The organism is Shinella sp. BE166 (genome assembly GCF_051201095.1).
Taxonomy (GTDB): Bacteria; Pseudomonadota; Alphaproteobacteria; order Rhizobiales; family Rhizobiaceae; genus Shinella; species Shinella lacus.
The window spans coordinates 450,909-475,844 of sequence record NZ_JBPEHL010000001.1 but is presented as its reverse complement, the minus strand read 5'-3'; the positions used below and the strand labels follow the sequence as shown (position 1 = coordinate 475,844).

The 24,936-nt window shown below is 64.1% G+C and carries 25 protein-coding genes; 14 read left to right on the top strand and 11 right to left on the bottom strand.

Features of this window, described 5'->3' with window-relative positions; translation table 11 throughout:
- Nucleotides 1–14 precede the first annotated feature (14 nt).
- From J2Y63_RS02135 to J2Y63_RS02120, 4 genes are all read right to left on the bottom strand, one after another.
- Complete coding sequence (locus J2Y63_RS02135; protein ID WP_435264707.1) at nt 15–692, bottom strand: amino acid ABC transporter permease; 678 nt, start codon at nt 690–692, stop codon at nt 15–17.
- Between the two features lie 16 nt (nt 693–708).
- Complete coding sequence (locus J2Y63_RS02130) at nt 709–1,548, bottom strand: transporter substrate-binding domain-containing protein (protein ID WP_435264706.1); 840 nt, start codon at nt 1,546–1,548, stop codon at nt 709–711.
- 120 nt (nt 1,549–1,668) lie between these two features.
- Nucleotides 1,669–1,971: a GYD domain-containing protein gene (locus J2Y63_RS02125; protein WP_435264705.1), complete on the bottom strand. Its 303-nt coding sequence runs from the start codon at nt 1,969–1,971 to the stop codon at nt 1,669–1,671.
- The gene (locus J2Y63_RS02120) at nt 1,968–2,642 is read right to left on the bottom strand and encodes a cysteine hydrolase family protein (protein WP_435264704.1); all 675 of its coding nucleotides are present in this window, start codon (nt 2,640–2,642) and stop codon (nt 1,968–1,970) included. The genes J2Y63_RS02125 and J2Y63_RS02120 overlap by 4 nt, the downstream gene beginning before the upstream one ends.
- Before the next feature lie 108 nt (nt 2,643–2,750).
- Here J2Y63_RS02120 and J2Y63_RS02115 point away from each other — a divergent pair, with 108 nt between their 5' ends.
- Both J2Y63_RS02115 and J2Y63_RS02110 read left to right on the top strand, forming a co-directional pair.
- Nucleotides 2,751–3,659 carry a LysR substrate-binding domain-containing protein gene (locus J2Y63_RS02115; RefSeq protein ID WP_435264703.1) on the top strand — a complete coding sequence of 303 codons (909 nt, stop codon included), beginning with the start codon at nt 2,751–2,753 and terminating at the stop codon, nt 3,657–3,659.
- Nucleotides 3,660–3,690: 31 nt separating this feature from the next.
- The gene (locus J2Y63_RS02110) at nt 3,691–4,581 is read left to right on the top strand and encodes a LysR substrate-binding domain-containing protein (protein WP_435264702.1); all 891 of its coding nucleotides are present in this window, start codon (nt 3,691–3,693) and stop codon (nt 4,579–4,581) included.
- Here the strand turns inward: J2Y63_RS02110 and J2Y63_RS02105 are convergent.
- Nucleotides 4,539–5,498 (bottom strand): helix-turn-helix domain-containing protein, encoded by a 960-nt coding sequence (locus J2Y63_RS02105; protein WP_435264701.1) that lies wholly within the window; start codon nt 5,496–5,498, stop codon nt 4,539–4,541. The genes J2Y63_RS02110 and J2Y63_RS02105 overlap by 43 nt on opposite strands.
- A gap of 203 nt (nt 5,499–5,701) precedes the next feature.
- On the opposite strand from J2Y63_RS02105, the gene J2Y63_RS02100 reads away from it, so the two are divergent.
- The 3 genes from J2Y63_RS02100 to J2Y63_RS02090 are packed head-to-tail and all read left to right on the top strand — an operon-like array spanning nt 5,702 to nt 9,377.
- Nucleotides 5,702–6,553 carry an FAD binding domain-containing protein gene (locus J2Y63_RS02100; protein WP_435264700.1) on the top strand — a complete coding sequence of 284 codons (852 nt, stop codon included), beginning with the start codon at nt 5,702–5,704 and terminating at the stop codon, nt 6,551–6,553.
- Complete coding sequence (locus J2Y63_RS02095) at nt 6,550–7,023, top strand: (2Fe-2S)-binding protein (RefSeq protein ID WP_435264699.1); 474 nt, start codon at nt 6,550–6,552, stop codon at nt 7,021–7,023. Before J2Y63_RS02100 ends, J2Y63_RS02095 begins: the two co-directional genes overlap by 4 nt.
- Complete coding sequence (locus J2Y63_RS02090) at nt 7,020–9,377, top strand: xanthine dehydrogenase family protein molybdopterin-binding subunit (protein ID WP_435264698.1); 2,358 nt, start codon at nt 7,020–7,022, stop codon at nt 9,375–9,377. The genes J2Y63_RS02095 and J2Y63_RS02090 overlap by 4 nt, the downstream gene beginning before the upstream one ends.
- A 33-nt stretch (nt 9,378–9,410) precedes the next feature.
- On the opposite strand, the gene J2Y63_RS02085 is transcribed toward J2Y63_RS02090, so the two are convergent.
- Nucleotides 9,411–9,710 carry a hypothetical protein gene (locus J2Y63_RS02085; RefSeq protein ID WP_256114844.1) on the bottom strand — a complete coding sequence of 100 codons (300 nt, stop codon included), beginning with the start codon at nt 9,708–9,710 and terminating at the stop codon, nt 9,411–9,413.
- Between the two features lie 303 nt (nt 9,711–10,013).
- Between J2Y63_RS02085 and J2Y63_RS02080 the strand changes: the two genes are divergently transcribed.
- The 5 genes from J2Y63_RS02080 to J2Y63_RS02060 all read left to right on the top strand — a co-directional run bounded on the left by J2Y63_RS02080 (nt 10,014) and on the right by J2Y63_RS02060 (nt 16,065).
- Nucleotides 10,014–10,472: a (2Fe-2S)-binding protein gene (locus J2Y63_RS02080; RefSeq protein ID WP_256114845.1), complete on the top strand. Its 459-nt coding sequence runs from the start codon at nt 10,014–10,016 to the stop codon at nt 10,470–10,472.
- A gap of 3 nt (nt 10,473–10,475) precedes the next feature.
- Nucleotides 10,476–12,629 carry a molybdopterin cofactor-binding domain-containing protein gene (locus J2Y63_RS02075; protein ID WP_435264697.1) on the top strand — a complete coding sequence of 718 codons (2,154 nt, stop codon included), beginning with the start codon at nt 10,476–10,478 and terminating at the stop codon, nt 12,627–12,629.
- Between the two features lie 13 nt (nt 12,630–12,642).
- Complete coding sequence (locus tag J2Y63_RS02070) at nt 12,643–13,284, top strand: Isoquinoline 1-oxidoreductase subunit (protein WP_256114847.1); 642 nt, start codon at nt 12,643–12,645, stop codon at nt 13,282–13,284.
- A gap of 230 nt (nt 13,285–13,514) precedes the next feature.
- Nucleotides 13,515–14,453, top strand: a complete 939-nt coding sequence (locus tag J2Y63_RS02065; protein ID WP_435264696.1) for an AraC family transcriptional regulator — start codon at nt 13,515–13,517, stop codon at nt 14,451–14,453.
- Nucleotides 14,454–14,559: 106 nt separating this feature from the next.
- Nucleotides 14,560–16,065, top strand: a complete 1,506-nt coding sequence (locus J2Y63_RS02060; protein WP_435264695.1) for a calcium-binding protein — start codon at nt 14,560–14,562, stop codon at nt 16,063–16,065.
- Between the two features lie 57 nt (nt 16,066–16,122).
- On the opposite strand, the gene J2Y63_RS02055 is transcribed toward J2Y63_RS02060, so the two are convergent.
- Both J2Y63_RS02055 and J2Y63_RS02050 read right to left on the bottom strand, forming a co-directional pair.
- A complete protein-coding gene (locus tag J2Y63_RS02055; RefSeq protein ID WP_435264694.1) occupies nt 16,123–17,670 on the bottom strand; it encodes a DUF2235 domain-containing protein in 1,548 nt (515 codons plus the stop codon).
- 89 nt (nt 17,671–17,759) lie between these two features.
- Nucleotides 17,760–18,209: a GNAT family N-acetyltransferase gene (locus tag J2Y63_RS02050; RefSeq protein ID WP_435264693.1), complete on the bottom strand. Its 450-nt coding sequence runs from the start codon at nt 18,207–18,209 to the stop codon at nt 17,760–17,762.
- A 122-nt stretch (nt 18,210–18,331) separates the two neighbouring features.
- Here J2Y63_RS02050 and J2Y63_RS02045 point away from each other — a divergent pair, with 122 nt between their 5' ends.
- From J2Y63_RS02045 to J2Y63_RS02030, 4 genes are all read left to right on the top strand, one after another.
- Entirely contained in the window at nt 18,332–19,714 is a 1,383-nt protein-coding gene (locus J2Y63_RS02045; RefSeq protein WP_435264692.1) for a PLP-dependent aminotransferase family protein, read from the top strand.
- 80 nt (nt 19,715–19,794) lie between these two features.
- Nucleotides 19,795–20,595, top strand: a complete 801-nt coding sequence (eutA, locus tag J2Y63_RS02040) for an ectoine utilization protein EutA (protein ID WP_435264691.1) — start codon at nt 19,795–19,797, stop codon at nt 20,593–20,595.
- The gene (locus J2Y63_RS02035; RefSeq protein WP_435264690.1) at nt 20,592–21,770 is read left to right on the top strand and encodes a M24 family metallopeptidase; all 1,179 of its coding nucleotides are present in this window, start codon (nt 20,592–20,594) and stop codon (nt 21,768–21,770) included. Before eutA ends, J2Y63_RS02035 begins: the two co-directional genes overlap by 4 nt.
- Nucleotides 21,757–22,953: a M20 metallopeptidase family protein gene (locus tag J2Y63_RS02030; protein ID WP_435264689.1), complete on the top strand. Its 1,197-nt coding sequence runs from the start codon at nt 21,757–21,759 to the stop codon at nt 22,951–22,953. The genes J2Y63_RS02035 and J2Y63_RS02030 overlap by 14 nt, the downstream gene beginning before the upstream one ends.
- A gap of 25 nt (nt 22,954–22,978) precedes the next feature.
- Here J2Y63_RS02030 and J2Y63_RS02025 read toward each other — a convergent pair whose 3' ends face one another.
- The 3 genes from J2Y63_RS02025 to kduI are packed head-to-tail and all read right to left on the bottom strand — an operon-like array spanning nt 22,979 to nt 24,908.
- Entirely contained in the window at nt 22,979–23,305 is a 327-nt protein-coding gene (locus tag J2Y63_RS02025) for a cupin domain-containing protein (protein WP_435264688.1), read from the bottom strand.
- Nucleotides 23,306–23,313: 8 nt separating this feature from the next.
- The gene (kduD, locus tag J2Y63_RS02020) at nt 23,314–24,069 is read right to left on the bottom strand and encodes a 2-dehydro-3-deoxy-D-gluconate 5-dehydrogenase KduD (RefSeq protein WP_435264687.1); all 756 of its coding nucleotides are present in this window, start codon (nt 24,067–24,069) and stop codon (nt 23,314–23,316) included.
- The gene (kduI, locus tag J2Y63_RS02015) at nt 24,066–24,908 is read right to left on the bottom strand and encodes a 5-dehydro-4-deoxy-D-glucuronate isomerase (RefSeq protein ID WP_435264686.1); all 843 of its coding nucleotides are present in this window, start codon (nt 24,906–24,908) and stop codon (nt 24,066–24,068) included. The genes kduD and kduI overlap by 4 nt, the downstream gene beginning before the upstream one ends.
- Nucleotides 24,909–24,936 lie beyond the last annotated feature (28 nt).

Below are 24,936 nucleotides of genomic sequence, written 5' to 3'. Positions count from 1 at the left end.
TGGGTTTGCGGCGATCAGCGATAGCCGCGCGAAAGCACATGTTCGATGCGGTTCTGGGCGAGCGTCAGCACCGAGACGATGACGAGGTAGTAAACGAGCGCTGCGCCATACCATTCGAGGAACCGGAAGCTCGTGGCGATCGCAAACTGCGAGACGGTCATCAGCTCCTTGAGCGAGATCACGGTCGCAAGCGACGTGGTCTTCAACAACGAGATGAACTCGTTCATCAACGAAGGAACCGCGATCCGCAGCGCCTGCGGCATGGTGATGACCAGGAAAATCTGCCAGCGATGCATACCGAGCGCAGCAGCGCCCTCCTGCTGCCCTCGTCCCACGGCGGCAAAGGCACTGCGCAGGATTTCCGCCAGATAGGCGATCTGGATCAGCGACAGCGCGAGAAAGGCCGCGACGAAGGGCGTGAACCAGCCGGCGCGAAAGATTTCGGAGATCTGCGGCAGGCCGTTCCACACGAACAAAAGCACGAGCAGTGCGGGTGCGCCGCGGAACAGCCAGACATAGAGCGTCACCAGCCACCGGACGGAGCGGCGCGGCGAGCCCGCCATGGAGCCGAGCCCCATGCCGAGCACGAGGGACACGGCCATGACGCAGAGCGAGAGGCCGATCGTCAGCAGTGCCCCCTTGAAAAGGGGGGCACTGAAGATCGCCTGCAGGAAGAGGTCGAGCTGGAACAACGCAGACCGCCTATCGTCAGTTGACGTCGTGGGAAACGTCGGTCGCGGTTTCCGGCAACTTCCATTTCTCAAGCAGCGTCTTCATCTCGCCGCTTGCCTGCAAAGCCTCGATCGCTTCCTTCAACATCTGCCGGTCGCCATCGCTCTTGCGCAGGTAGATGCCGTAGTTTTCGCTTTGCTCGTAGGTATAGGGAATGGCCAGCCGGCCGGGCACCTGGAGCATGCGGTAGGCGGCTGTCGTATCCTGCGTGATCGTCGCGGTGGCGCGGCCGACCAGGATCTGCTCGATGACACCGGAGGCGGACGGATAGGTCTGCGCCTGGATCGGCGCCTTGCCGGCGGCTTCCAGCTCCGCATTGAGATCGGCGACCATCTTTTCGTAGGACGTGCCGGCTTCGATCGCCATCACCTTGCCGCTGACATCGGCGGGGACTTTCGTCTCCGTGTCGCTCGCCGCGGTGACCATCACGATATGCGAGCTGAAATACGGAATGCCATCGTATTTTTCGAGGCGGGCCGGCGTGATCAGGATGCCGCTCGCGACCAGGTCGCAGCGCTTGGAATCAAGCGACGGCAGCAGGCCCTTGAAGTCGCCGACGACATATTCCGCCTTCGCGCCCCATCCCTTGGCGATCGCGTCGATGACGTCGATCTCGAAACCGACGAGATCCTTGTCGCCGGGATTTTCATAATATTCCATCGGCGGGAATTCGCCGCTGGTGCAGACTTTCAGGACGCCGCCTGATACGAAATCGGGCTTCTGATCGGCGGAAAGAGCAGTGCCTGCGCCGAGCAGGACGGCAAGCATGGTGCCTGCCAGAAGAGACGTTTTCGTTCCCAGTTTTGCCTTCATCATGGTCGTGTTCCCTTGTTTTTGGCTTCTTGCATTGACGTTTTTTGAAGTCGTATACGAAGGCCTTTTGCAGACAAGCTAAATGTTTTCGCTGCAAATTCGCAGAAAAACTAAACGATTTGGCTAGCCGACTGCGCGGAGGATCTGGCCGTAAATCTCGGTATCGAATGCGGGCAGAATGAGCGGCTCGACATGGCCATCTCGGCGCGCCGTGAGCACGTATTGCATCATCGCTTCATTGCTTGGCATTTCGAAAACCTGCATGAAATCATAGGTTCCGAGCAGGGCGTAAAAGGCGATCGACCGCCCGCCGAGCGCGGCCACGCGATCCTCGCTGACCTTCCGGCGCTTGGCGCTGTCGGTCAGCTCGGCGAGGCCCTTCTGCGTGAGGCGCATCAGGGAAACGTATTTCTGGGTCTCGCTCATTTCGGGGAGTTTCCCAGCTTTTTCAGGCCTTCGAGCACCGCCGCCGTATCGGTGAGCGCGCCAAAAATACCGTTCTCGACGGTAACCATGTGGAGGGCGGCCTCGTGGGCATATTGATCGCCGCTGGCGCAGGCGTCGGAGATGGTCAGGCACTGGAAATTCCGGTCGCAGGCTTCGCGCAGCGTGGTGTGAACGCAGACATCCGTCGTGCAGCCGGTGAACAGTAGATGGGTGATGCCCTGCGCGCGCAAAACATGCTCGAAATCGGTGTAGGTGAAGGCGCCGTTGCAGGTCTTGTCGACGATGATGTCCTGCGGGCGCACGTCGAGTTCCGGAACGATCTGAAAACCGGGGCTGGAGCGCAGCAGCGCGGTGGTGCCCTCAAGGCCCGACCGCTGCCGGCGCCATTTTTCATAAGGCGTCATGTCCGCGAGGTCCCCGCGATAACCCTGCCGCGTGTGGATGATCTGGATGCCCGCCTCGCGGCAGGCGGTGATGAGCTGGTTCACCGCGGGAAGGATCGCGCGCAGCGGTGCGGGATCATAACCCTGCAGGGCGAAATACCCCGTGGTGGAGAGGAAATCCTCTTGCAGGTCGATGACGATCAGCGCCGTTTTGCGCGCATCGAGATTGCCGTCATAGGGGTAGTCGAATGGTTTTGCCGAGATCATGAACACGCTCCTCTTTGTCGATGGGATAGCACTCTTAACAGTTTGAAAAAATCAATTTAAAATCACCTATATCGTTCTATAAAGCTAAACGATCAATCGGATATCGAGATGAGCCGCCTCCCGCCCTACCTGCAATATCTGCCCGCTTTCGAAGCGACCGCGCGCCTTGGCGGGGTGCGGCATGCGGCGGAAGAATTGAACCTCAGCCCGAGCGCGATTTCGTTGCAGCTGAAGAAGCTGAGCGATGCGACGGGCATCATCCTGTTCCAGAAGTCGGGCCGGAATGTCGCCCTTACGCAGGCGGGCAAGGATTTTTCGCAGGCCGTCGCCATATCGCTCGGGCAGCTCGGCACGGCGACGCGGGCATCGCGGAAAATAACCGCCGGCGACCAGCCCGCCTCCCTGTCGGTCTCCGTGCCGACCGCACTCGGGATCGCCTGGCTGACGGCGACGATCGTCGATTTCGCGCAATCGCACGGCATCGCCAATCTCACCATCAACGAGGCGATCACCGCCGCGGAGGTGGATTGGCAGGAAAATGACCTGGCAGTCGTCTACGACAATCCGCCCTTCACCGGAAAATACTGGCGCTCGCTCAGCGAGGTCCGGCTCTGCGCCGTGTGCTCGCCGACATTGTTTCCGCGGCTCGACCTGCGCAATCGCGACAGGAAACTGAGCTCCGTCGCGCTGCTGCATGAAGATGATGGCGGGGAATGGGCAAAATGGTCGGTTGCCGCGCGCATCGGCCTTGAGGGTAATACCCGCGTGCGGGTGAATTCGGTGGCGCAGGCGATCGCCTCGGCCGTCCAGGGCCGCGGCGTGGCGCTGGTTTCGGATGTGCTCACGCGAAACTATCTGAGCGAGGGGCGGCTCATCCAGCCGTTCTCCACCACGATCAATGCGGCGCGGGAATATTATATCGTCTGCCCCGTCGACCGGGCGAACGACCCCGTCCTGCGCGCGCTCGCCGACCGGGTGGTCGAGCAGTTGCGGCCGGGGCGTGAGCAGAATGCCTGATCCGTTGAACGTCAATTGAGGGAAGAAACCGATGGCGCTACCACCCCTTCATGCCTTCCGCGTCTTCGAAAGCGTCGCGCGGCTCGGCAATGTGAGTGCTGCGGCGGCGGAGCTGCATGTGACGCCGGGTGCCGTCAGCCAGCAGATCCGCGCGCTCCAGGTGTCACTCGGCGTCGACCTCTTTCAGAAACGCGGCCGGCAATTGGCTTTGACACCGAGCGGAAGCCAGCTCCAGCGCTCGGTGGCAAGCGCCATGGAATCAATCCACACCGGCGTGCGCCAGCTCTCGGCGCATAGATATGGCGGCGCGGCGCGGCAGTCCCTGACCATCTCCATCCCACAGGTGCACGGCGTCGCCTGGCTTGCCACAAGGCTGTTCACCTTCATGGCGGAAAGCCCGAGTTTCCAGTTGAAGGTCGTCACCTCCAGCCATTTCCACGGCGTCGACTGGCGCAAGACGGACGTTGCGATCGTCTATGGCGTGCCGCCGTGGCCGGGCTTCTGGTGGCGCCTGCTGCACGGCATCCATATGACGCCGGTTTGCAGCCCGCAGCTCCTGCGCGGGCCGAACGCCATCCGCCAGCCCTCCGACCTCGCCTATCACCGGCTGCTGCACGAGGATGACGGCTCGCAATGGCGCCGCTGGCAGGCCGAGGCCGGCATCGCCTATATGGGCGAGTCGGATGTCTATTTCGACGATTTCGGCATCGTCCTTCAAGCGGCGCGAGACGGTTTTGGCGTCGCGCTCAGTGACGAAGTCGTGTCCGCCCGCGATCTCGATGAAGGCCGCCTCGTGCAGCCGTTGCAGCTCAGCGTGCCGGCCGTGCACAACTACTATTGCATCTGCGCCGAGTCGAAACGCGAAACTGCAGAGGTCGGCTATTTCATCAACTGGCTGATCGAAGAAGCGGCGACGCCGTGACGCGTCTCGCTCGGCGTGAGGCCGAAGCGGGCACGATAGTGGCGGCTGAACTGAGCCTGGTCGGAAAACCCCCACCGATAGGCGATCGTGGTGATCGTATCGGCGCCGCGGCGCAGGTCCTCGTCCGAGCGCACCAGCCGGCATTCGCGGATATAGCCGCTGGCGGTGAAGCCCGTGCCTTCGAAAAGCTGTTGCAAATAGCGCATTGAAATACCGCACGCCTCCGCGACCATGCCCGCCGAAAGACCGGGATTCTTGAGGTTCTTGCGGATGAAGGTTTCCGCGCGGTGGAGATGCGCACGGCGGACGGCCGATTCCGAACTGTCGAGCGCCCGCTCGCCGGCAAGCAGCGCCAGACAGAGAACCTCGATCAGGTGTTCGCCCGCAAGCGCCCGCGCAGCCTCGTCCATCGCATCCGCATGGGTGACGGCCGAGGACAGGCCCGACAGGAAATAGGAGGCGATGCCCGAGCGGGCATCCATGCTCAGGCCGAGGAATTTTTCGAAGGAGCCGATGCGCGCCCGCACGCTGTCACGCGGGATTTTCGCCACCCACTGCACGTCCGGTGTCTCGTGCCAATATTCGTAGGGCGCGTCGCTGCGCTCGATGACGAAGCCACCGGGCCGACACTGCGTCTGGCGCGCGCTCTGGTGGAACGTCACCTCGGCCGATCCCGGGATGGAGATCAGGAAGGCGCTTTCCCGCTCCTCGCGCAGGTGATGGGCTGTCCGGCGATAGAGCACCGCGTCGCAATCGATGCGCGTGGCGCTGACGAGGCCGAGCTGCCAGATATCCAGTCGCCCGCGAAAATTCTTCCCCCGGCGTCCCTCGGTGACGAGCGGAAAATAGGCCGCAGAAACCCTCTGCTGCCAATCGGCGAGACCATCATCGATCGATCGACCCGCGCCCGGTGCCATCTATCCGCCATCCTCCGTTGGGGAGCCAGGATCGAAGGGTAACAAAGGATGCCGGCGCGCGCAAATCTTCTCACGGCAATGACATCGCGCTTTCCTCCATGAAATCGTGCGCTTTCCTGCATGCGGCCGTCCATCACCCGGCTACCTTTTTGCAAAACGAAACGGGTGAACTGGCCATGCTGACGGAACCATCACGACCAAGGATGACCTTCCCGCGATCGGTCGACGAAGCGCTGAACGATCTTGCCGCCGCCGGGCCTGACGCCATCCTCGTTGCCGGGGCCACCTGGGTGATGCGAAGCCCGCTGCGGCACGAGGCGATGGCGCCGGTCTATGTCGCCCTCTCCGGCATCGAGGGTTTTCAGCGCATCGACGTCACTGATGAAACAGTATCGATCGGCCCGCTCGCCACCCATGACGCGCTGGCGCAGAAACTCCCGCCGACAGCGGATCTCGAGGCGCTGAAGCGGGCGAGCGCCCGCTCCGCCAATCCCGGTGTCCGGCGCATCGCGACGATCGGCGGCAATATCTGCACCGCCGCCTTCGCCGCCTCCGATTTCGCGCCGGCTCTCCTGAGCCTCGACGCCCAGATCGAGGTGCGCGACAAGGCGGGGCTGGAGTGGCTGCCGGTGCTGGCCTTTCTGGAAAGCCGGAAAAGCCGCGAACGGCCCTGGCTCGTGACCCGCATCATCGTTCCGCGAACCGCACGGCTGAGCGCCCATGAGCGTCTCCCGATGCGCAAGGCGGGCGATTATCCCTGTGCCATCGCCAGCGTCTCCGTAGCGGTCGACGACAAGGGTAGGATTCGTGATGCACGCATCGGCGTCGGCGCCGTGGAGATCGCCCCTCGCCGCTGGCCAAATATGGAGCAGGCGCTGGAAGGCCAGCCCATGGACCCCGCGCTTGCGGAAACGGCGGCACGAGACCTCATTGGCGATTTCACCGGCCGCGATGCCGTCGATGCGCCTGGCTGGTATCGCACGAGCATCCTGCCCGTGCTCTTGCGCCGCGCCTTTGAAACCATCCGGGCCGATCACGAAACGAGGGCATCATGACCATCGAACTGACCATCAACGGAGAACTCCGCACGGTCACAGCCGATCCTCGGACGGCGCTGCTGGATGTGCTGCGCGACAGCTGTCGCCTGACGGGCGCCAAGGCGGTTTGTCGCGAAGGCTTTTGCGGCGCCTGCACCGTCCTGGTCGATGGCGAGGCCATTCCGTCCTGCCTCAGGCCTATCGGCATGCTCGATGGCCGCAGCATCGTCACCGTCGAGGGCCTTGCTCATTTCGAGACGCCCAACCCGGTACAGCAGGCCTTCATCAACCATGACGTAGTGCAATGCGGCATGTGTTTTCCCGGCATGGTGATGACGCTGACGGCGTTTCTCGAAACCAATCCTGCGCCCAGCCGGGGCGAGGTGAAGGCGGCACTTTTGGGGAATATCTGTCGATGCACCGGGTACGAGCGCATCGTCGATGCCGTCCTGTCGGTCCAGGACATGCGAAAGGTATCCGGCCGATGAACGCTGTGACCGATCTCGCCTCCGTTGTGATGGACCTGCCCCGGCGCGATGCGCAGGACAAACTCACCGGCCGCACCCGCTATACGATCGACAATATCGGCGCGGACATGCTGCACGCCGTGCAGGTGCGCTCCGACGTAGCATCCGCCCGCATTCTGGAAATCGACTGCTCGGAGGCGCTGGCGATGAAGGGCGTGCGGGCGATCGTCACCCATGCGGATGCGCCGGGCCTGCATGGCATCGGCGTGGCCGACCACCCGCTGTTTGCAAGCGACCTCATCCGCTATCACGGCGAGCCGATCGCTGCGATCGCGGCCGACACGCTGGAGATCGCACGCGCCGCCGCGAGAGCCGTCGTGGTGAGGACCGAGCCCCTGCCCGCAGTCTTGACTATGGCCGAAGCCTTGGGCGAACACGCGCCCCTCATCCACCCGGATTGGCAGCGCTACGAACTCCTGAAGGAGGGCGCGCCCCGCGCCGGCAACGTCGCCTGGGAAGCCCATGTCACGCGAGGGGATACGGACGCGGCCTTCGCCCGCCCGGACGTCACCGTCGTCGACGACTGTTTCCGCGTCGGCCGCCAGAGCCATTTGCCTTTCGAGCCGCGCTGCGCCATCGCCAGCTACGAAGACGGCCGGTTTCACATCCAGTGCTCGACCCAAGTGCCCTGGACGGTGCGCAACGTGACGGCCAAGGTGCTGGGCGTTGCCGCCTCGCGCGTCCGCGTCACGGTGCCCGCCGTCGGCGGCGGGTTCGGCTTGAAATTCGACTGCACCATCGAGCCGGTCGCGGCCCTTCTCGCGCGGAAAACCGGGAAAACCGTCTCGCTCTGCAATTCGCGAGAGGAGGAATTCCTCTCCTGCCTCTGCCGCGAAAATGCCGAGGTCCGCATCCGCTCCGCCGTCACACCCGATGGAAAAATCGTCGGCCGGGAGGCGACCGTGCTGATGGATTGCGGCGCCTATGGCGGTGAGCAGATTTTCCTCTCCACCATGACCGCCCACACGCTCGGCGGCAACTACCGGCTGGGCGCGGTAAAACTCAACAGCCGCGCGGTCTATACCAACACGCCACCGAACGGCGCCTTCCGCGCCTGCAACGGCGTCTACAACACCTTCTTTCTTGAACGCCACACCGACAATATCTGCGCGGCGATCGGCATGGACCCCATGGATTTCCGCAAGCGAAACGTGCTCGGCGATGGCGATATTGGCGCCACGGGACAGGTCTTCCAGGGCGACGTGCTGCGGCCCATGCTGGAGCGGATGGGGACGATCAGCGCCGGCGCGGACAGGCGGGAGGCGGCCGATGGCCGGCTCTACGGGCGCGCCACCACGGTCGGCACCTGGTTCGTCTTTGTCGGCCCGTCGGCGGCAACCATCAACCTCAATGCGGACGGCTCCGCGACGCTCGTCACCTCCGGCGTCGAGATCGGGTCCGGCACGATGGTCCAGTCGCTGCCGCAGATCGTGGCAGGGATCCTCGGCATTCATCCCGCGGACGTGATTGTCAAGACCGCCGATACCGACGCTTCCGGCCGCGATCTCGGTGTCGGCGGCGGTCGCACCACGGTCTCCATCGGCTCCGCCAGCAAGATGGCCGCGGAGAAGATCCGCGAGCAGATCCTGGAGATCGCCTCCGAAATGCTGCAAACGCCGCCATCGGGCCTGGCGCTCCGGGGCGGGCGCGTCGAGATCGCCGGCCGTCCCGGCAGCGGCATGACGATCGCGGCAGTCGTCCAGCATGCCGAGGAACTCTTCGGCCCCATGTCCGGCACGGGCAACTTTACCGCGCCCGGCGTACCATCCCTGCCCGGTTGCGCGGCAGGCCACTTCATCGATGCCATCGATATCCCGATCTTCACCGTGCACGACTGCGAAGTCGCCGTCGATCCGGATACGGGCCATGTCGACGTCTTGAGCTATAGGGTGGTCCAGGATGTCGGCGTCGCCATCAACCCGCGTGCGATCAGGAGCCAGATCCAGGGCGGCGTCACCCAAGGCCTGGGCTATGCGCTGCACGAAAACATCACGATCGACGACCGCGGCTCCATGGAGCAATCCGGCTTCGAGCACTATCTCCTGCCACTCGCGCAAGACGTGCTGCCGGTCGAGATCGTGCTGCACGAGGGCGCGCCATCGATCGGTCCGCTGGGTGCCAAGGGTGCGGGCGAAATACCGATCCTGAATGTCGGCGCCACCATCGCCTGCGCCGTTGCGCGCGCGACGGGAAGGCCGGTGGCGGAGCTGCCGCTGACGCCGCCGCGGGTGCTGGAGTTGATGCAAGGCAACGCAAAAGCGCTGGATTTCGAGCATGTCAGCCCGGTTTGGCACGCCAATCTGGCGCGGCGGTGAAGGAGCCGGCATCGCCTCCGCCGGCTCAGAGCCTCATGCTTGTTTGCGCTCTTTGATTTGAGCCTTGTCGGCCGACGGCTCTTCCGTGTCTTCCAGGTCGCCCTTGGACACGGGGTCCAGCCGGTGCTTGATCGCCAGCGCATAGACGACCTGAAGGATATTGGCGTCCTTCAGGTCCGGGTCAGAAAGGGCAAGAAGCGAGGCCTTCACGATCTTCTTGCTGCTCGCATTGGGACAGTGGCTCGCCACATGCTTGAACAGTTCGTCACCCGACAAACCGGTCTCCGCGCCCTCGATCAGGGCTTCGTAAATCCTGTTTATTTTGCCACTCACTAATTCATACTCCGTTAAATATTACAATTGTTACAACTGAATCCAGCAATTCCCTGTCATAATCAAGGAAGCAGCGGCCCGGCCTTCAGGAACAAATATCGATCCTGCGCGTTCGACCGCGTCGGGGTCGCGGCCTCACCCCTGCCCCTCGCGTCACACGCATTTGATTTGATCGGCCGATACTATGCCGATTGACTGGTTTGATTGCCTCTTCCGTCAGTCCCTTTCCATCGTCGACTGACGCCATACCTCTTTTAAATATGAGCCCCGCCCCGCGGCTCCCTGCTGGAAGGATGCATGGACATGGTGACCTTCACCCTCAATGGAAAACAACGCTCGTTCACCGGAGACCCAGACACGCCGCTTCTCTGGGTGATCCGCGATTTCGAGAAACTGACCGGCACGAAATATGGCTGCGGCGTCGCGCAGTGCGGCGCCTGCACGGTGCATCTGGACGGCATGACACGCCGCTCCTGCATCACCCCGATCGCAACGATCGAAGGCTCCGACGTCGTGACGATCGAAGGCATCTCCGGCAAGGAGGCCGAGGCCATCCAGACCGCCTGGGCCGGTCTCGACGTACCGCAATGCGGCTACTGTCAATCCGGGCAGATCATGTCGGCTGTCGCCCTCCTACAGATGGTGCCGAAACCGAGCGACGACGAGATCGACGGCGCCATGACCGGAAATATCTGTCGATGTGCCACCTATCATCGCATTCGAGCGGCGATCCACAACGCTGCCGACGCGATGGAGGGTTGAGCCATGACTATCCATGAAATCCCATCCACGCGCCGCGGTTTCCTCGCCGGCGTTGGCCTCGTCATCGGCGTTGCAATTGCACCGAAGGTCCTGCGGGCCTCACCGACCGGCACGCCTGCCGGCGGAAGCCCGGAGCTTCTCCCCCTCAACGCCTTCGTGAAGATCGGCACGGACGATACCGTGACCATCCTCTCGAAGCATATCGAATTCGGCCAGGGGCCGTTCACGGGGCTCGCCACGCTGGTGGCCGAGGAACTCGACGCCGACTGGAGCCAGATGCGCGCGGTCCATTCGCCGACCGACAACAAGATCTATGCAAATCTCGCTTTCGGGCTGCAAGGCACCGGCGGATCGAGCTCGATCGCCAATGCCTATGAGCAGATGCGCAAGGCCGGCGCCACGGCGCGGGCAATGCTGGTTGCCGCGGCAGCACAGGAATGGAACGTGCCGGCGACCGAGATCACGGTCGAAAAGGGCCGCATGCGGCACGCCGCATCCGGCAAGGAAAGCGGCTTTGGCGCCTTCGCGGAAAAGGCCAAGGGACAGGTGGTGCCGGAGGATCCGGCACTGAAGGAGCCCAAGGACTTCGTGCTGATCGGCACCGACCTGCCCAAACTCGACACCCGCGAGAAGATCAATGGCACGGCGATCTTCACGCTGGACATCACGCCGGACAACCTGCTGATCGCCGTGGTCGCCCACCCCAAGCATTTCGGCGCCACGGTAAAATCCTTCGATGACAGCGAGGCACGCAAGATCAAGGGCGTGGTCGACGTCAAGCAGATCCCGCAGGGGATTGCCGTCTACGCCGACAACACCTTCACCGCCCTGAAGGGCCGTGACGCGCTCAAAATCGAATGGGATCTCAGCAAGGCGGAAACCCGCTCCTCCAGCGAACTCGCCGCCGAATATGCCCGCCAGTTTGCCAAGCCCGGCATCGAGGCGACGAATACCGGCAATGTCACGACGGCCTTCCAGCAGGAGGGGCTCCAGACCATCGAGGCGGACATTGTCTTTCCCTTCCTCGCGCATGCTCCGATGGAGCCGCTCGATGCGGTGTTCATCAAGGCGGCGGACGGTTCGGTCGACATCTATAACGGCGCGCAGTTTCCCGGCTTCGACCAGCAGGTGGCGGCCGAGATCCTAAAGCTCGACGAAACGAAAGTCCGCGTGAACACCCAGCTCGCCGGCGGCAGTTTCGGCCGCAAGGCGCAGTTCGGCTCGCCCTATATGCAGGAGGCGGCGATGGTCTATGCCGCAATCGGCGGCGACCGGCCGCTCAAGCATATGTGGACCCGGGAAGACGACATCCAGGGCGGCTTCTACCGCCCGATGTATGCCCACAGGATGCGCGGGGCGATCGACGCGGAAGGGCGGATCACCGCCTGGGAGCAGATAATCGTCGGCCAGTCGATCATGGCCAAGGCCGACCTCGATTCGACGTCGGTAGAGGGCGCGTCCAACCTCCCCTACCAGATTCCCAACCTCAAGGTCACCTCGCACAACATTACGCTGCCGATCCCGCCGCTCTGGTGGCGCTCGGTCGGCCATACCCATACCGGCTTTGCGGTGGAAACCTTCGTCGACGAGTTGCTGACCCGCGTGGGCCGCGACTCGGTGGAAGGGCGGCTGGCGCTTCTCGACAAAGACTCGCGCCACGCCGGCGTGCTGCGCAAGGCGGCGGAGATGGCCGATTGGGGGGCGACGCCACCGGAGGGACGGGCGCGCGGTGTTGCGGTCGTCGAAAGCTTCGGTTCGTTCGTCGCCCAGGTGGCGGAAGTCTCGGTCGGCTCCGATGGCGCGCCGCGCGTGCACAAGGTCTGGTGCGCGGTCGATTGCGGCGTCGCGGTCAATCCCAACATCATCAAGGCGCAGATGGAGGGCGGTATCGGCTACGGGTTAGGCGCCGTGCTCTTCGATGCGGTCATGCTCGGCAAGGGCGGAAAGATCATGCAGTCGAATTTCCACGACTATCGGTCGATCCGCATCAACGAGATGCCCGACGTCGCGGTGGAGATCATCAAGTCGGCGGAAAGCCCGACCGGTGTCGGCGAACCCGGCGTGCCGCCCATAGGACCGGCGGTCGCCAATGCGTGGCGAAAGCTGACGAACGCCCCCGTTCGCCAGCTCCCCATCGTCAGCCTTATTTCCTCGTGAGGGATACCGTCAGATGAAAATCAAGCTCCTGTTTTCGGGCGTTCTTGCGCACTGTCTCATCGTGGGCGCGGGCCTGGCGCTCGCCCCCGCCTCCGTTGCCCAGAACCCCAACGCCTTGCAGCCGGCGGAGACGTTCCAGTCGATTTCCGACGAGCGCGCCCGCTCGATCGCGCTCTTCGAAGAGGCCGGCAAGGTCATCCAGCATCCCAGATGCGTCAACTGTCATCCGGCGACGGACCGTCCCTTGCAGGATATGACGATGCATCCGCATCAGCCGCCGGTCTTCCGCGGCGACGGCGGCATGGGTCTCGTGGGCATGCAGTGCAACACCTGCCATAGCGCGGAAAACACGCCGGTCGTCGGCCAGGCGGATACGCTGAAGAGCATCCCCGGCAACCCCGCCTGGCATCTCGCACCGATCGAAATGGCCTGGGAGGGCAAGACGCTCCGCCAGATCTGCGAACAGCTGAAGGACCCCAAACGCAACGGCGACAAGACCATGGCCGAGATGGTCGAACACATGGCCCATGACGACCTCGTCGGCTGGGGATGGGATCCGGGCGAAGGCCGCGAACCCGTGCCGGGCACGCAGGAAGAGTTCGGCAAGATCATCCAGGCCTGGGTGGACACCGGCGCAGTCTGTCCGGCGTCCTGACGGAATCTGGACGTCTCAACAATGAGCACCGCATGGATCGAACGATCCGTGCGGTGCTCATTTGAGAGGAGAGCAAGTCACGACCACTCACGTTAATGTCACCCGCACAACGGGTCCGCGAGGGTATGAGCGAGAATAGAGCCGGCATACCGGACGTCTTGATCTTGCAGCCTTGCCCTGCTTAGTCTGTGCATCGCAGGTCGAACAATCCACCTTTGCTTGGGGTCGTTATGTCCGTTGTTCAGTTCTCCACGCGCGATACGGCCGAAAACCTGCGCCGGGAGCTTGTCGAGGCGGTCTATAACGGGCATGTGCGCACCGGCCTCGATTTTCATGGCGAGGGGCCGGTCGAAATCGACGTGGCGCTGCGCGGCGTCGGCGATGTGCATATCGCCTTTGCCAACACGACGCCCGTGACGCTCGTTACCCCGTCCGACGAGGAAGACCTGCTCTATCTGAGCGTGGCCGGCGGCAATGGCGTGCATGATGCGCGGGGCGAGGACCTCTACATCCGGCCCGGTGACGTCAATGTGATGCGGCGCGACCGCACGACGGTGACCACCGTCGCTGAGCGCAGTTCCTGCCTCAGCATCGCCATTCCGCGCCGCCTTGTCGTCGATCGTATCTCGTCCAGCGACAATCTCCTCAAGACGCGCTCGCTGCGCGATCCCGCTGCCCATCTTCTCAACAGCTACGCGGTTTCGCTGCTGCACAACCATGTCGATATTCCGGAGGCGGACCAGGCGGTGTTTGCCGCCCATCTCGTCGACCTTGCAGTGCTGATGCTGGGCGCAAAGCGCGACAGCGGGCAGCAGGCCCGCAAGAACGGCGTGCGCGCCGCGCGCCTGCAGGCGATCAAGGCCGATATCGCCGCCCATCTGTGCGATCCGCGCCTCTCCCTCGAATGGCTCTCCCGGCGTCACGGCATCAGCGTGCCCTATGTGCGGGCGCTATTTTACGAGGAAGGCACGAGCTTTACCGACCATGTGACGGCCGAGCGGCTCGACCATGTGCATGGGCTGCTGGGCGATCCCGGCTTCCGGCACCACACCATCGCTGCCATCGCGCTGATGGTCGGTTTCGGCGATATTTCCTGGTTCAACCAGGTTTTTCGCCGGCGTTTCCAGGCAACGCCGTCAGACATCCGCCAGAGTATCGTCTCAAACTGAGACAGCGGCGAGTATCCCAAAACCCTGAGACCCTCCCCAAGCCAGCGTGACGTAAGGGCATGTAAGTTCGTGCCCATCGCTCCTGGCGAGAAAAACGAGGGACATCATGGCACGCGATCCAAACGGCAACATCAACGGTACAGGCGGCAACGACATCCTGTGGGGCACCGCGCTGGTGCTCAGCGACGGCACCTATGACAATTACAGCGACAGCGCGCTGCGCGGTCTCGGCGGCGACGACCTGATCTTCGGCGACATCTACAACAACGGCGACGACCACACCGAGGGCGACACCGCCTATGGCGGCGACGGCAACGACATCATCTACGGCGATTGCGGCGAGGACGAACCGAACTGGCAGACCAGTGATAACGGCGCCGCCGACGTGCTCTACGGTGACGCCGGCGACGACCGCATCTACGGCCAGGCCGGCGGCGACCGGCTGGAAGGCGGCACGGGCAACGACCTGCTGGTCGGCGGCAGTGGCACGGATGCTCTGCGCGGCGGGGACGGCAACGACGTGCTCTGGGCGGGCCTCCAGAACGACATGACCTTCGAAACCGTCCGCAACACGCTGTTCGGCGATGCCGGCAACGACCGGCTCTATGGCAGCGCCGGCAGTGACGAGATGGAAGGCGGCGACGACAACGACCAGCTCAACGGTGCCGGTGGCAACGACGATCTCGCCGGCGGCAACGGCGCGGACATCATCTATGGCGGCGACGGCGACGACTATATCGAGGGCGGCGGCTACTATGCCACGGCGAGCGGAGACGGAGCGGACCTGCTCTATGGCGGCAATGGCAACGACCAGCTGTTCGGCTTCTCCGGCAACGACCGGCTATACGGCGGCGCCGGCAATGACGTGCTGAACGGAGGCACGGGCAACGATGTCTATGACGGCGGCGCGGGCGCCGACATCTATCGCTGCGCCAGCGGTGGCAACGACACCTACATATTCGGTGCCGGCGACACGTTCGAATGGGACTATTACGACGACGGCATCGACCTCGTCATGTCCTCCATCTCCCACACGCTCGGGCGCTACCACGAGAAGCTGACGCTGCTCGGCACAGCTGCCACCGGCGTCGGCAATGCCTCGGCCAACACGATCCTCGGGAACGCCGCCGCCAACACGCTACGCGGCCTCGGCGGCAACGATCTCCTCAACGGGCTCGGCGGCAGCGACCTCCTCTATGGCGGCGCGGGCGCGGACAGGCTTTCGGGCGGTGCCGGCAACGACAAGCTCTATGGCGGCGCCGGCAAGGACATCCTGACTGGCGGCGGCGGAAACGACACCTTCATTTTCATGAACAAGCCGACGGCGGCCAACCGCGACACGATCACCGACTTCGACCGCGTGGCCGACACGATCGGCCTGGAGAAGGACTTTTTTGCCGGCCTTGGCCCGCTCGGCAAGCTGGGCTCGGCGCTGTTCAAGACGATCGGCGTCGGCAATGCCAAGGTCGATGCCAACGACCGGGTCATCTACGACAACAAGACCGGCGCCCTCTATTACGACGCCGACGGCTCCGGCGATGCCGCACGCCAGCTCATTGCCACCCTGGACGATGGCCTGCGCCTGACCTCGGCGGATATCCTCGTGCTTTAGCATGTCGGATGGCATGGCGGCCGATCGGGCCGCTATGCTGCCTGGCAAAACCAGACGCTACCGCTTGACCGTCAGCCGCACGCTGCCGCGATTGTTGTCGTAGGTCTGCCAGGCGTCGTTGGCAAAGGCGTAGAGATAGCCGCTCTTCTTCGGCGTGAAATCCTTGCCAGTGCCGATTTCGAACTCTTCGTGCGGCGCGAAGCTCAGCCGGTCCTCCGGCTTCTTTTCCGGCAGCACGCCATTGGCGACCATGCCGATCAGCGAGAACCAGGGGGCGTCTTCCGCGCGCTTGGTGTACCAGAAATCCACCTGGTGATTGCCGGTCAGCTTCGTGAAGAGCTGCTCGCCCTTGCCGAAGATCGACGAGGCGATCTGGACGGCTTCGCCGAGGTGAAACTTGCCGTCATTCGTGCCGGAGGGCGGGCAGGTGATCTCGCCGTCCATCCACTCCCCCTTGGCGGAAAACCGGTAGGTAACGCCGGCCTCCAGAAAGAGCCCGGTAAAGTTCCACCTTTCGCGCGCGAAAACCTCGACCGTCACCTCCTGCCCCTTGTCGAGGCGCTTGGTCTTCCAGTAGTCGCCCTGCATGAGCGGCGGGTTGTCGTGGCGATCGCGCGCGGAGCGGTGCAGCTCCGTGCTGCTTGCGGAGAAAAGCGGCACGCTGCGCGGCCGGGTCCGCAAGGTCTTGAACACGCCGGTCACCGAATCGTGCAGCAGGCCGAGGGGATCGGCGACGAGCTGCTGCTGGATGTTTTCGCGGAAATTCAGCCCAAGCGCCCGCACCTCCTCGATCATCCAGTCGAGCGCACCATCGGAGAGCCCGCTGCGGCCGTAACCGCCGCCGACATCGCCATGCACGCCCGAAAACCAGATCTGCTGGACCGTGGGGCGACCCTCGACATTCGTCCAGAGCGTCGGCGTAAAGCTCTGGCGGCGCTCGTCGATGGCGATCGCGTGGCGGGCGTTCTTGACGACCGGGCTCAGCTCCGTGTCGTGAAAGCTGTGTTTGGCGGGGTCGTCCAGCAGGTTCAGCAGCGCCAGGTCGTCCGGCACGCCGAGCGCGCCGACCGTATCCCACACGCCGATGCAGTGGATCGGCATCGAATGTTTGCATTTCTGGCCACTCGCGACGCCATGAAACGGCAGGCGCTTCGTCGCGGTCACCGGCTTTGCTGTCTTTTCCGGCGTGCGGTAATTCTCGAAAAGCGTCTCGATGGCGGCCCAGATCGCCTTTTCCTCCAGTCCCGCGGCCTTCAACAGGCCGCAGCGGGAGATCATGCCGCCGAGGCTGCGCACGGTATAGGCGCCGCGGCTGAAGCCGAAGAGCCAGATCTGCGCCCCCTCCTCGTAGTTGCGCGCCAGCCAGTTGTAGGCGCTCATGATGTTGCGATCGAGCCCCTCGCCCATGCCGCCGCCGGCAAGGCGATCCCACACACCGCCGTCGGTGCCGACGCCGGGGTGGTAATAGGCCCGCTGTTCCCGGCCGGCCCCATCCAGAGGTGCCAGCGCGTGGTGCAGTTTCACGACATTGGTCGGCGCCGGCAGCCCGTCTTCCAGTTGATCGGGCGTGTTCCAGGTTCCGTCGCAGAATACGATGAGATGCATCTTCCCTTCCTCCGAGACGTTGCTGCCGGAAAGTATGCCGCCAAATCGGCGGAAGGAAAGCAGCTTTTACAATTTAAAGGCGATCCCTTTTAGATCTTGATGTCGTAGGTCACCCACGCCGTCTTGCTCGCCACCCGGTCGTAGACCCCGCGGCCGCGATAATTGTTCTCGGCGGTGATCCAGCGCACGACGGACCATCCTTCGCCTGCGGCAATCGAGCGGACGTTTTCGATCAGCGCGTCGGCGGCACCCGTCCCGCGGGCGTCGGGCGAGACGAAAAGGTCATCGAGGAAACAGCCGGTGGTGGCGGAGAGCGGCCGCGGGAACGGCCGGAAATGCGCGAGGCCGATCAAGGTGCCATCCGCGCGCGCGGCGACGAGACCGCGTGGGTCCGCGTTCGCATCGTGCAGCCACGACCAGACCGTGTCGCGCATCTGCGCTGTCTGGGTGACATTGTAGAAGGTCGCATAGCCCTGATAGAGCGCGTCCCATTGCGCACGATCGTCCAGATGAAGCGCGCGAACCGTGATGTCGGACATTGAAGAACCTTTCCGGGGAGTTTGGCCGTTTCGGAAAGGTTAGCAGCGAAAGCCTCGCGCGTGCCACCGGGAAAGATTCCCATGAGGATTGAAATTGTCCTGCATTTGACCGACAAGAATGCATGACAAAGTGGCGACCCGATGCCGGCCAATTGCGGCGGCCCGTTTACATTTCCCTTGCGGACCAGTTCACGGCGGCCATCAAGAGCGGCCGGCTTGTGCGTGAGGAGAAGTTGCCCGGGCACCGCGACCTCGCCTATGACCTGAAGGTCTCGATCCAGACGGTCAGCAAGGCCTATGACGTCCTGGCGCGGCGCGGGCTGGTCTCGGGCGAGGTCGGCCGCGGCACCTATGTGACGTCGACCGGCCCTTCCCTGCAATCTCCCTACATTGCCGAGCGCTTGGCCAATGTCATCGATCTTTCCATCGTCACGCCTGTCTGCACCTCCTTTCATCTGGATCGGATGAAGGACGCGCTGCACCGGTTGGCGGACACCCTCCCGCCGACCGCTGTGCTGTCCTTTCGGCCGAACACGATTTTCCCGCGGCACAACGAGGCGGCGGTCGCCTGGCTCTCCACGCTGGGCGTGAGCACGTCGCCGCAGAACCTGCTTGTCACGAACGGCGCCTCCTCCGCCTTCACCATCGCGCTGATGTCCGCCGCCGGCCCCGGAACGGTGCTGGCGGCCGAAGAAATCTGCTACCATGTGATCCGCCCCCTGTCGGATTATCTGGGCATGCGCGTGCGCGCGATTGCCGCCGACGAGGACGGCATGCTACCCGAGGCACTTGAAGAAGCCTGCCTGCGCGACAAGGTGCGCGTCCTGGTTCTCCAGCCGAACCTCGCCAACCCGACCGCCACGCTGATGCAGGAAGCCCGGCGCCTGGCACTTGCCGAGATGGCGCGCAAACACGACCTGACCATCATCGAAAACGATGTGTTCGGCCCGCTGATAACCAACCGCTCGAGGCCGATCGCGGCACTCGCTCCCGAACGCACCATCTACTTTACCGGCTTCACGAAGGTCGCCATGCCGGGCTTGAGGATCGGCTATATCGCGGCGCCGGATCACTTTGCGGCGACCATCGCCAACCGGCAATTGATGGCCAACTGGATGGCGACACCGATGATCGCCGAACTGGCCACGTTCTGGCTGGGTGACGGCACGATCGGCAAACTCGTCGATTGGCAACGCGATGCCCTGCGGGCACGCCACCGGATCGTCGCGGACGCCTTGCACGGCGCGCATTATCGCGCGCATCCGGAAGCGCTGCATTTCTGGCTCACGCTGCCGCCGGATCACGACGAACTGGCCTTCGTGTCGCAGGCCCGGGTTCGCGGCGTTGCTGTCGCCCCCAGCACGCCCTTCTCCCTTTCGGGATTGCCGGTGGGGGCCGTCCGGGTGTCGGTGGGCGCTACGGAGGCGGACGAACTTCGCGCCGGGCTCGATATCCTCGCCTCGCTGCTGCGCGCCGTACCAGATCGGAGCGTGCTGACGATCTAGAAATTGACACGTGTCTTTTTCATCAATTGACGCGCATCTCTTTCCATTGCTCAATGCTCGCAGAACCCACCGGAGCTGGCATGATCGAAGAGAGGCAGCATCAGTCGACTTTGGATGACCGCCCGGCAGGAAGGCGGATCGGTCTCATCGCGCTTGCCACCGATCACACCGTGGAGGCGGATTTCCGGCGGCTCGTCGCGCGCGACGCCATTGCCGTCCATGTGACGCGCGTCAGCTACGCCAATCCGACGACGCCGGAAAACCTGCTGGCCATGCAGCCGCACCTCACGACCGCGGCCTCCCTCATCCTGCCGGATGAAACGCTGGACGCGATCGTCTATGGCTGCACCTCGGCATCGGTGATCATCGGCGAGCCGGAAATCGCCAAAGCCATCGGAGCCGGCAAACCGGGCGTACCCGTCGTCACGCCGGCGGGTGCCGCCGTTGCGGCTCTGCGCGCGTTGCGGGCAGACCATATTGCCATCCTCACACCCTATGTCCGCAGAACGGCCGAGCCCATGCACGCCTTCTTCACGGCGCAGGGATTTCAGGTCGATCGCCTCGCCTACCTCGGCATGGAAGACGACCGCGACATGGCGCGCCTGCCATATGCCGAAATCGTCCGGCTCGCCATCGAGACGGTGACGCCGGAGACGCAGGCGCTGTTCATCGCCTGCACGGCCCTGCGCGCCGCCGAATGCGTGCCGGAGATCGAAAAACGGACCGGACTGCCGGTCGTCACCAGCAATCTCGCCGCCGCCTGGGCAAGTCTCCGATTGTGCGGCGTCGTCGCCGATCCGCATTCCACCGCACGCCTGCTGGCGCTTGCCGGCACCCTAGACATGCCCCGTCCCGCCTCAGAACAGGATGAATTCTTATGATCCAACTGCCCTTCGCGCTCAGCGAATACAGGACCAGGCTCCAGGCCATCCGCGCAGAAATGGCGCGCCGCAATCTCGATCTGCTGATCGTGAACGACGTCGCCAACCAGCATTACATCACCGGCTATGACGGCTGGTCGTTCTATACGCCGCAGGTGGTGCTGGTGCCCCTCGTCGACGAGGAGCCGGTCTGGATCGGCCGCGCCATGGACGCGGCGGGCGGCCTGCTCACCGCGTGGATGAAGCCCGAAAACGTCGTCGGCTTCCCCGAAGACCATGTCCAGCGCGCCGACCGGCATCCGATGGACTGGATTGCCGAATGGATCAGCCGGAAAGGCTGGGGCCGCGGCACGATCGGCATCGAGCTCGAAGCCTATTATTATTCGCCCAAGGCCCATGCTCGCCTCACCGCGGGCCTGCCGAACGCCACCTTCCAGGATGCGGACCTGCTGGTGAACTGGATCCGCAGCGTCAAATCGGAAGCCGAGATCGACTATCTCCGCAAGGCCTCGCGCCTCGCCGAAGCGGCCGTTACCGCAGCCTATGAGGTCATTGCACCCGGCGTGCGCGAATGCGATGCGATTGCCAGGATCCAGGCGGCGCAGGTGGCGGGGTCCCCGGATTTTGCCGGCGACATCACCGCCCTACCGCCCACCATCCTTGGCGGCGAGAACGCCTCGGCGCCGCATGTCATGTGGAGCGACCGCCGATTCGGCGCGAACGAAACCGTGGCACTCGAACTGGCGGGCGTTGTGCGCCGCTATACCGCCGGCCTCGCGCGCACCATGCAGCTCGGCACCATGCCGACCAAGGTCGGCGATACCAGCAAGGCCGTGCTCGAAGGCATGGAGGCCGTGCTTGCGACCATCAGGCCGGGCATCACCGCGGAGGCGGTCGAGGCAAGCTGGCGCCAGGTCATCCAGCGCTACGGCCTGAAGAAGGAATCGCGCATCGGCTATTCGATCGGCGTCGCCTATCCGCCGGACTGGGGCGAGCACACGATCAGCCTGCGCCCCGGCGACAAGACCGTTTTGCAGCCCGGCAACGTGCTGCACTCCATCCTCGGCATGTGGATGGACGGCTGGGGCATTGAGGTCAGCGAAACGATCCTCGTCACGGAGAGCGGAAACGAAACGCTGACCCGCTTCCCGCGAGACATCCATGTCAAATCCTGACATCGGCGCGGGCGCGATGGAGGCAGCACTGGAGCGCCGGATGATCGACATCCGGCGCCACCTGCACCGCAATCCGGAACTCTCGAACGAAGAGCGCGAGACGCAGGCCTACCTGAAGCAGGCGCTGGAAGATGCGGGCCTGCGCGATGTCCGGCCCGTCGCGGGCTTCGGCCTCGCCGTCGATATCGTCGGCACGGCCGGGCCGTCCAACCGCAAGGTCGTCATCCGCGCCGATATCGACGCGCTGCCGATCACCGAGACATCCGGCGTGCCGTTCAGCTCCGAGCGCCCCGGCGTCATGCATGCCTGCGGGCACGACGCCCATGCCGCGATGGGCTATGCCGCCGCGGTGCTGCTCGACCAGCAGAAACAATCGTTCAGCGGCACCGTGCGCATCATCTTCCAGCCGGCAGAAGAGGCCGAGCCGCTCGGCGGCAGGCGGGTGATCGCGGAAGGATTGCTCGACGACGTCGATGCGGCGATCGGCATCCATGTCGATCCCTATACGGCAACGGGCAGGATTGCGGTCGGCGCCGGACCCTACACGCTTGCCTGCGATATTTTCGACGTCGTCGTCATCGGCAATTCCGCCCATGCCGCAAAACCCTCCGAAGGGGTCGATGCCATCGCGATCGCCTGCTCCATGGTCACGGAATTGCAGAAGATCGTGGCGCGCGAGATCGATCCCTATGATCCGCTCGTCATCTCCGTCACGGGCATCGAAGGCGGCGGGGCCTATAATGTCATTGCGGCCGAAGCCCGGCTGAAGGGCACGATCCGCAGCGGCCATGAGGAAACGCGCCAAAAGGCCTGGACCCGGCTGCGCCAGATCCTGGAGGGCGCGGCGGCGACGCATGGCGCCAGGGTCGACATCCACCTGCAACGCGGCGAGCCGCCGGTCGTCAATGCGCCGGAGATGGTCGAGGTCGTCCGGCGTGCCGGCAACGAGATCGTCGGGCAGGAGAATGTGCTCGCCTTGCCCGGCTGGACCGCGGCCGACGACTTTGCCTTCTACAGCGAAAAATGCCCGTCGGTCTATTTCCGCCTCGGCATTCGCAATGACGCGATCGACGCCATCTATCCGCTGCATCACCCGAAATTCCGCGTGGATGAAGCCGCCCTGCCGCAGGGCGCCCTGGTGCTCAGCGCCGCCGCCCGCACCTTCCTCCAGCCGCCGGAATAAGGCCTCTCATCAAACCTTACCGAGATCAAAGAAAATCGTCGCGCCGGGGTGTGAACGTGTCGATCAGCAGGCCCGGCTCCAGCGCGACCACGCCGTGCACGAGGTTCGGGGCGACGATGAAGCTGCTTCCTCGGGCAAGGCGGGTGGTGACGCCATCCACGGTGACGTCGAAGGCGCCTTCGGCGACGTAGCTCACCTGCGTGTGCGGGTGCGAATGCAGGGCGCCGATGGCGCCCTCCTCGAAGCGGAAGGCGACGAGCATCATTTCCGGGCGATGGCTCAGCACCGCGCGGCTGTTGCCGGGTGCCACTTCAGTCCAGACGGTATCTTCAGGCAGGGTATAATGTTGCATGTGTCCTCTCAGCGGGCGAGCCATCCGCCGTCCACCGGCAGGATGGTGCCATGTACATAGTCGGAAGCCGGTGCCGCCAGGAAAACCGCGGCACCGACCATGTCACCGGGCTTCGCCCAGCGGCCGGCCGGAATGCGTTTCAAGATGTCGGCGCTGCGCTCCGCATCCGCACGCAGGGCGACCGTGTTGTTGGTCTCAACATAGCCGGGCGCGATGGCGTTGACGTTGATGCCGCGCGCCGCCCATTCGTTTGCCATGAGCTTCGTCAGGCCGGCAAGGCCGCTCTTCGCCGCCGTGTAGGACGGCACGCGAATGCCGCCCTGGAAGGAGAGCAGGGAGGCGATGTTGATGATCTTTGCCGGTCGCTCCGCCGCGACCGCCGCCTTTGCAAAGGCCTGGCACAGGAAGAAGACGGACTTCAGGTTGGTGTCGAGCACCGCATCCCAGTCTTCTTCGGTGAACTCAAGCGCATCGGCGCGGCGGATGATGCCGGCATTGTTGACCAGCACATCCGGCGTGGCGCCGGCCGTAAGCGCCTGCGCGATGACGCTGGCTCCCGCGCCCGCCTGCGAAAGATCGGCCGTGATGGACAGGAAGGTCCGCCCGGCGGACGTCACGTCCGCCGCCGTGTCCGTCATCGCCGATCGCCCCACGCCGACGATGTCGGCGCCGGCCTGCGCCAGCCCGACCGCAATGGCGCGGCCGATGCCGGTATTGGCGCCGGTGACGATCGCCCAGCGGCCGGTGAGGTCGAACATCGTCATAGAAGCGCGTCCATCGGCACCTTGTCCATGTCGGTGAAGCTCATGTTGTCGCCGGCCATGGCCCAGATGAAGGCGTAACGGCCGGTGCCGGCACCGGAATGGATCGACCAGCCCGGAGACAAGACCGCTTGATGGTTCTTCAGCACGACATGCCGTGTCTCGCCCGGCTCGCCCATGAAATGGAAGATGCGCGTCGCCTCCTGCATGCCGAAATAGAGATAGACCTCCATACGCCGGTCGTGCACATGCGCCGGCATGGTGTTCCAGACCGAACCCGGCTCGAACATGGTCAGCCCGACGAGCAACTGGCAGCTCTCGCAGACATCCGGGTGCACATACTGGTTGATGGTGCGGGCATTGGATTCCTCCGCCGAGCCGAGCACGACCTTCTTCGCCATCTCGCGGGTGATGTGCACCGTGGGGCAAACGCGGTGCGCGGGCGCGCTCAGGAGATAGAACAGAGCCGGAGCGGCCGGGTCGCTGCTTGCAAAGCCAAGGGCGCCGCCGCCCATGCCGACATAGAGCGCTTCCTGGAAGCCGAGCGCATAGTCCTTGCCGCCGACGCTGATCGTGCCCGCGGCGCCGATATTGACGATCGCCACCTCGCGGCGGTCGAGAAAGCGTTCGGTGCCCGTCTCCGGCACGCTGTCGACCACCAGCGTGTTCGTCGTCGGCACCACGCCGCCGACGATCATGCGGTCGAGATGGCTGTAGGTGAGTTTCACCTCGCCGGGGCGGAACAGGTCCTCGATGACGAAGCCATCGCGCAGGCCCTTCGTGTCGCGCCTTGCGGCGTCCTGCGGCCCCACGGCCTGTCGTACAGATACGGAAAGTGTCACGGCATTTGCCTCTTGTCTTTCAAAATGG

Bases quoted from the DNA above. Each gene is read 5' to 3' on its own strand.
- J2Y63_RS02070 (WP_256114847.1), top strand. From the start codon at position 12,643: ATGAAAATCAAGCTCCTGTTTTCGGGCGTTCTTGCGCACTGTCTCATC.
- eutA (WP_435264691.1), top strand. From the start codon at position 19,795: ATGATCGAAGAGAGGCAGCATCAGTCGACTTTGGATGACCGCCCGGCA.
- J2Y63_RS02065 (WP_435264696.1), top strand. From the start codon at position 13,515: ATGTCCGTTGTTCAGTTCTCCACGCGCGATACGGCCGAAAACCTGCGC.
- J2Y63_RS02090 (WP_435264698.1), top strand. From the start codon at position 7,020: ATGAACGCTGTGACCGATCTCGCCTCCGTTGTGATGGACCTGCCCCGG.
- J2Y63_RS02055 (WP_435264694.1), bottom strand. From the start codon at position 17,670: ATGCATCTCATCGTATTCTGCGACGGAACCTGGAACACGCCCGATCAA.
- J2Y63_RS02060 (WP_435264695.1), top strand. From the start codon at position 14,560: ATGGCACGCGATCCAAACGGCAACATCAACGGTACAGGCGGCAACGAC.
- J2Y63_RS02080 (WP_256114845.1), top strand. From the start codon at position 10,014: ATGGTGACCTTCACCCTCAATGGAAAACAACGCTCGTTCACCGGAGAC.
- kduD (WP_435264687.1), bottom strand. From the start codon at position 24,069: ATGACGATGTTCGACCTCACCGGCCGCTGGGCGATCGTCACCGGCGCC.
- J2Y63_RS02105 (WP_435264701.1), bottom strand. From the start codon at position 5,498: ATGGCACCGGGCGCGGGTCGATCGATCGATGATGGTCTCGCCGATTGG.
- J2Y63_RS02120 (WP_435264704.1), bottom strand. From the start codon at position 2,642: ATGATCTCGGCAAAACCATTCGACTACCCCTATGACGGCAATCTCGAT.
- J2Y63_RS02075 (WP_435264697.1), top strand. From the start codon at position 10,476: ATGACTATCCATGAAATCCCATCCACGCGCCGCGGTTTCCTCGCCGGC.
- J2Y63_RS02130 (WP_435264706.1), bottom strand. From the start codon at position 1,548: ATGATGAAGGCAAAACTGGGAACGAAAACGTCTCTTCTGGCAGGCACC.
- J2Y63_RS02095 (WP_435264699.1), top strand. From the start codon at position 6,550: ATGACCATCGAACTGACCATCAACGGAGAACTCCGCACGGTCACAGCC.
- J2Y63_RS02025 (WP_435264688.1), bottom strand. From the start codon at position 23,305: ATGCAACATTATACCCTGCCTGAAGATACCGTCTGGACTGAAGTGGCA.
- J2Y63_RS02030 (WP_435264689.1), top strand. From the start codon at position 21,757: ATGTCAAATCCTGACATCGGCGCGGGCGCGATGGAGGCAGCACTGGAG.
- J2Y63_RS02050 (WP_435264693.1), bottom strand. From the start codon at position 18,209: ATGTCCGACATCACGGTTCGCGCGCTTCATCTGGACGATCGTGCGCAA.
- J2Y63_RS02110 (WP_435264702.1), top strand. From the start codon at position 3,691: ATGGCGCTACCACCCCTTCATGCCTTCCGCGTCTTCGAAAGCGTCGCG.
- J2Y63_RS02045 (WP_435264692.1), top strand. From the start codon at position 18,332: ATGACAAAGTGGCGACCCGATGCCGGCCAATTGCGGCGGCCCGTTTAC.
- J2Y63_RS02125 (WP_435264705.1), bottom strand. From the start codon at position 1,971: ATGAGCGAGACCCAGAAATACGTTTCCCTGATGCGCCTCACGCAGAAG.
- J2Y63_RS02035 (WP_435264690.1), top strand. From the start codon at position 20,592: ATGATCCAACTGCCCTTCGCGCTCAGCGAATACAGGACCAGGCTCCAG.
- J2Y63_RS02115 (WP_435264703.1), top strand. From the start codon at position 2,751: ATGAGCCGCCTCCCGCCCTACCTGCAATATCTGCCCGCTTTCGAAGCG.
- J2Y63_RS02100 (WP_435264700.1), top strand. From the start codon at position 5,702: ATGACCTTCCCGCGATCGGTCGACGAAGCGCTGAACGATCTTGCCGCC.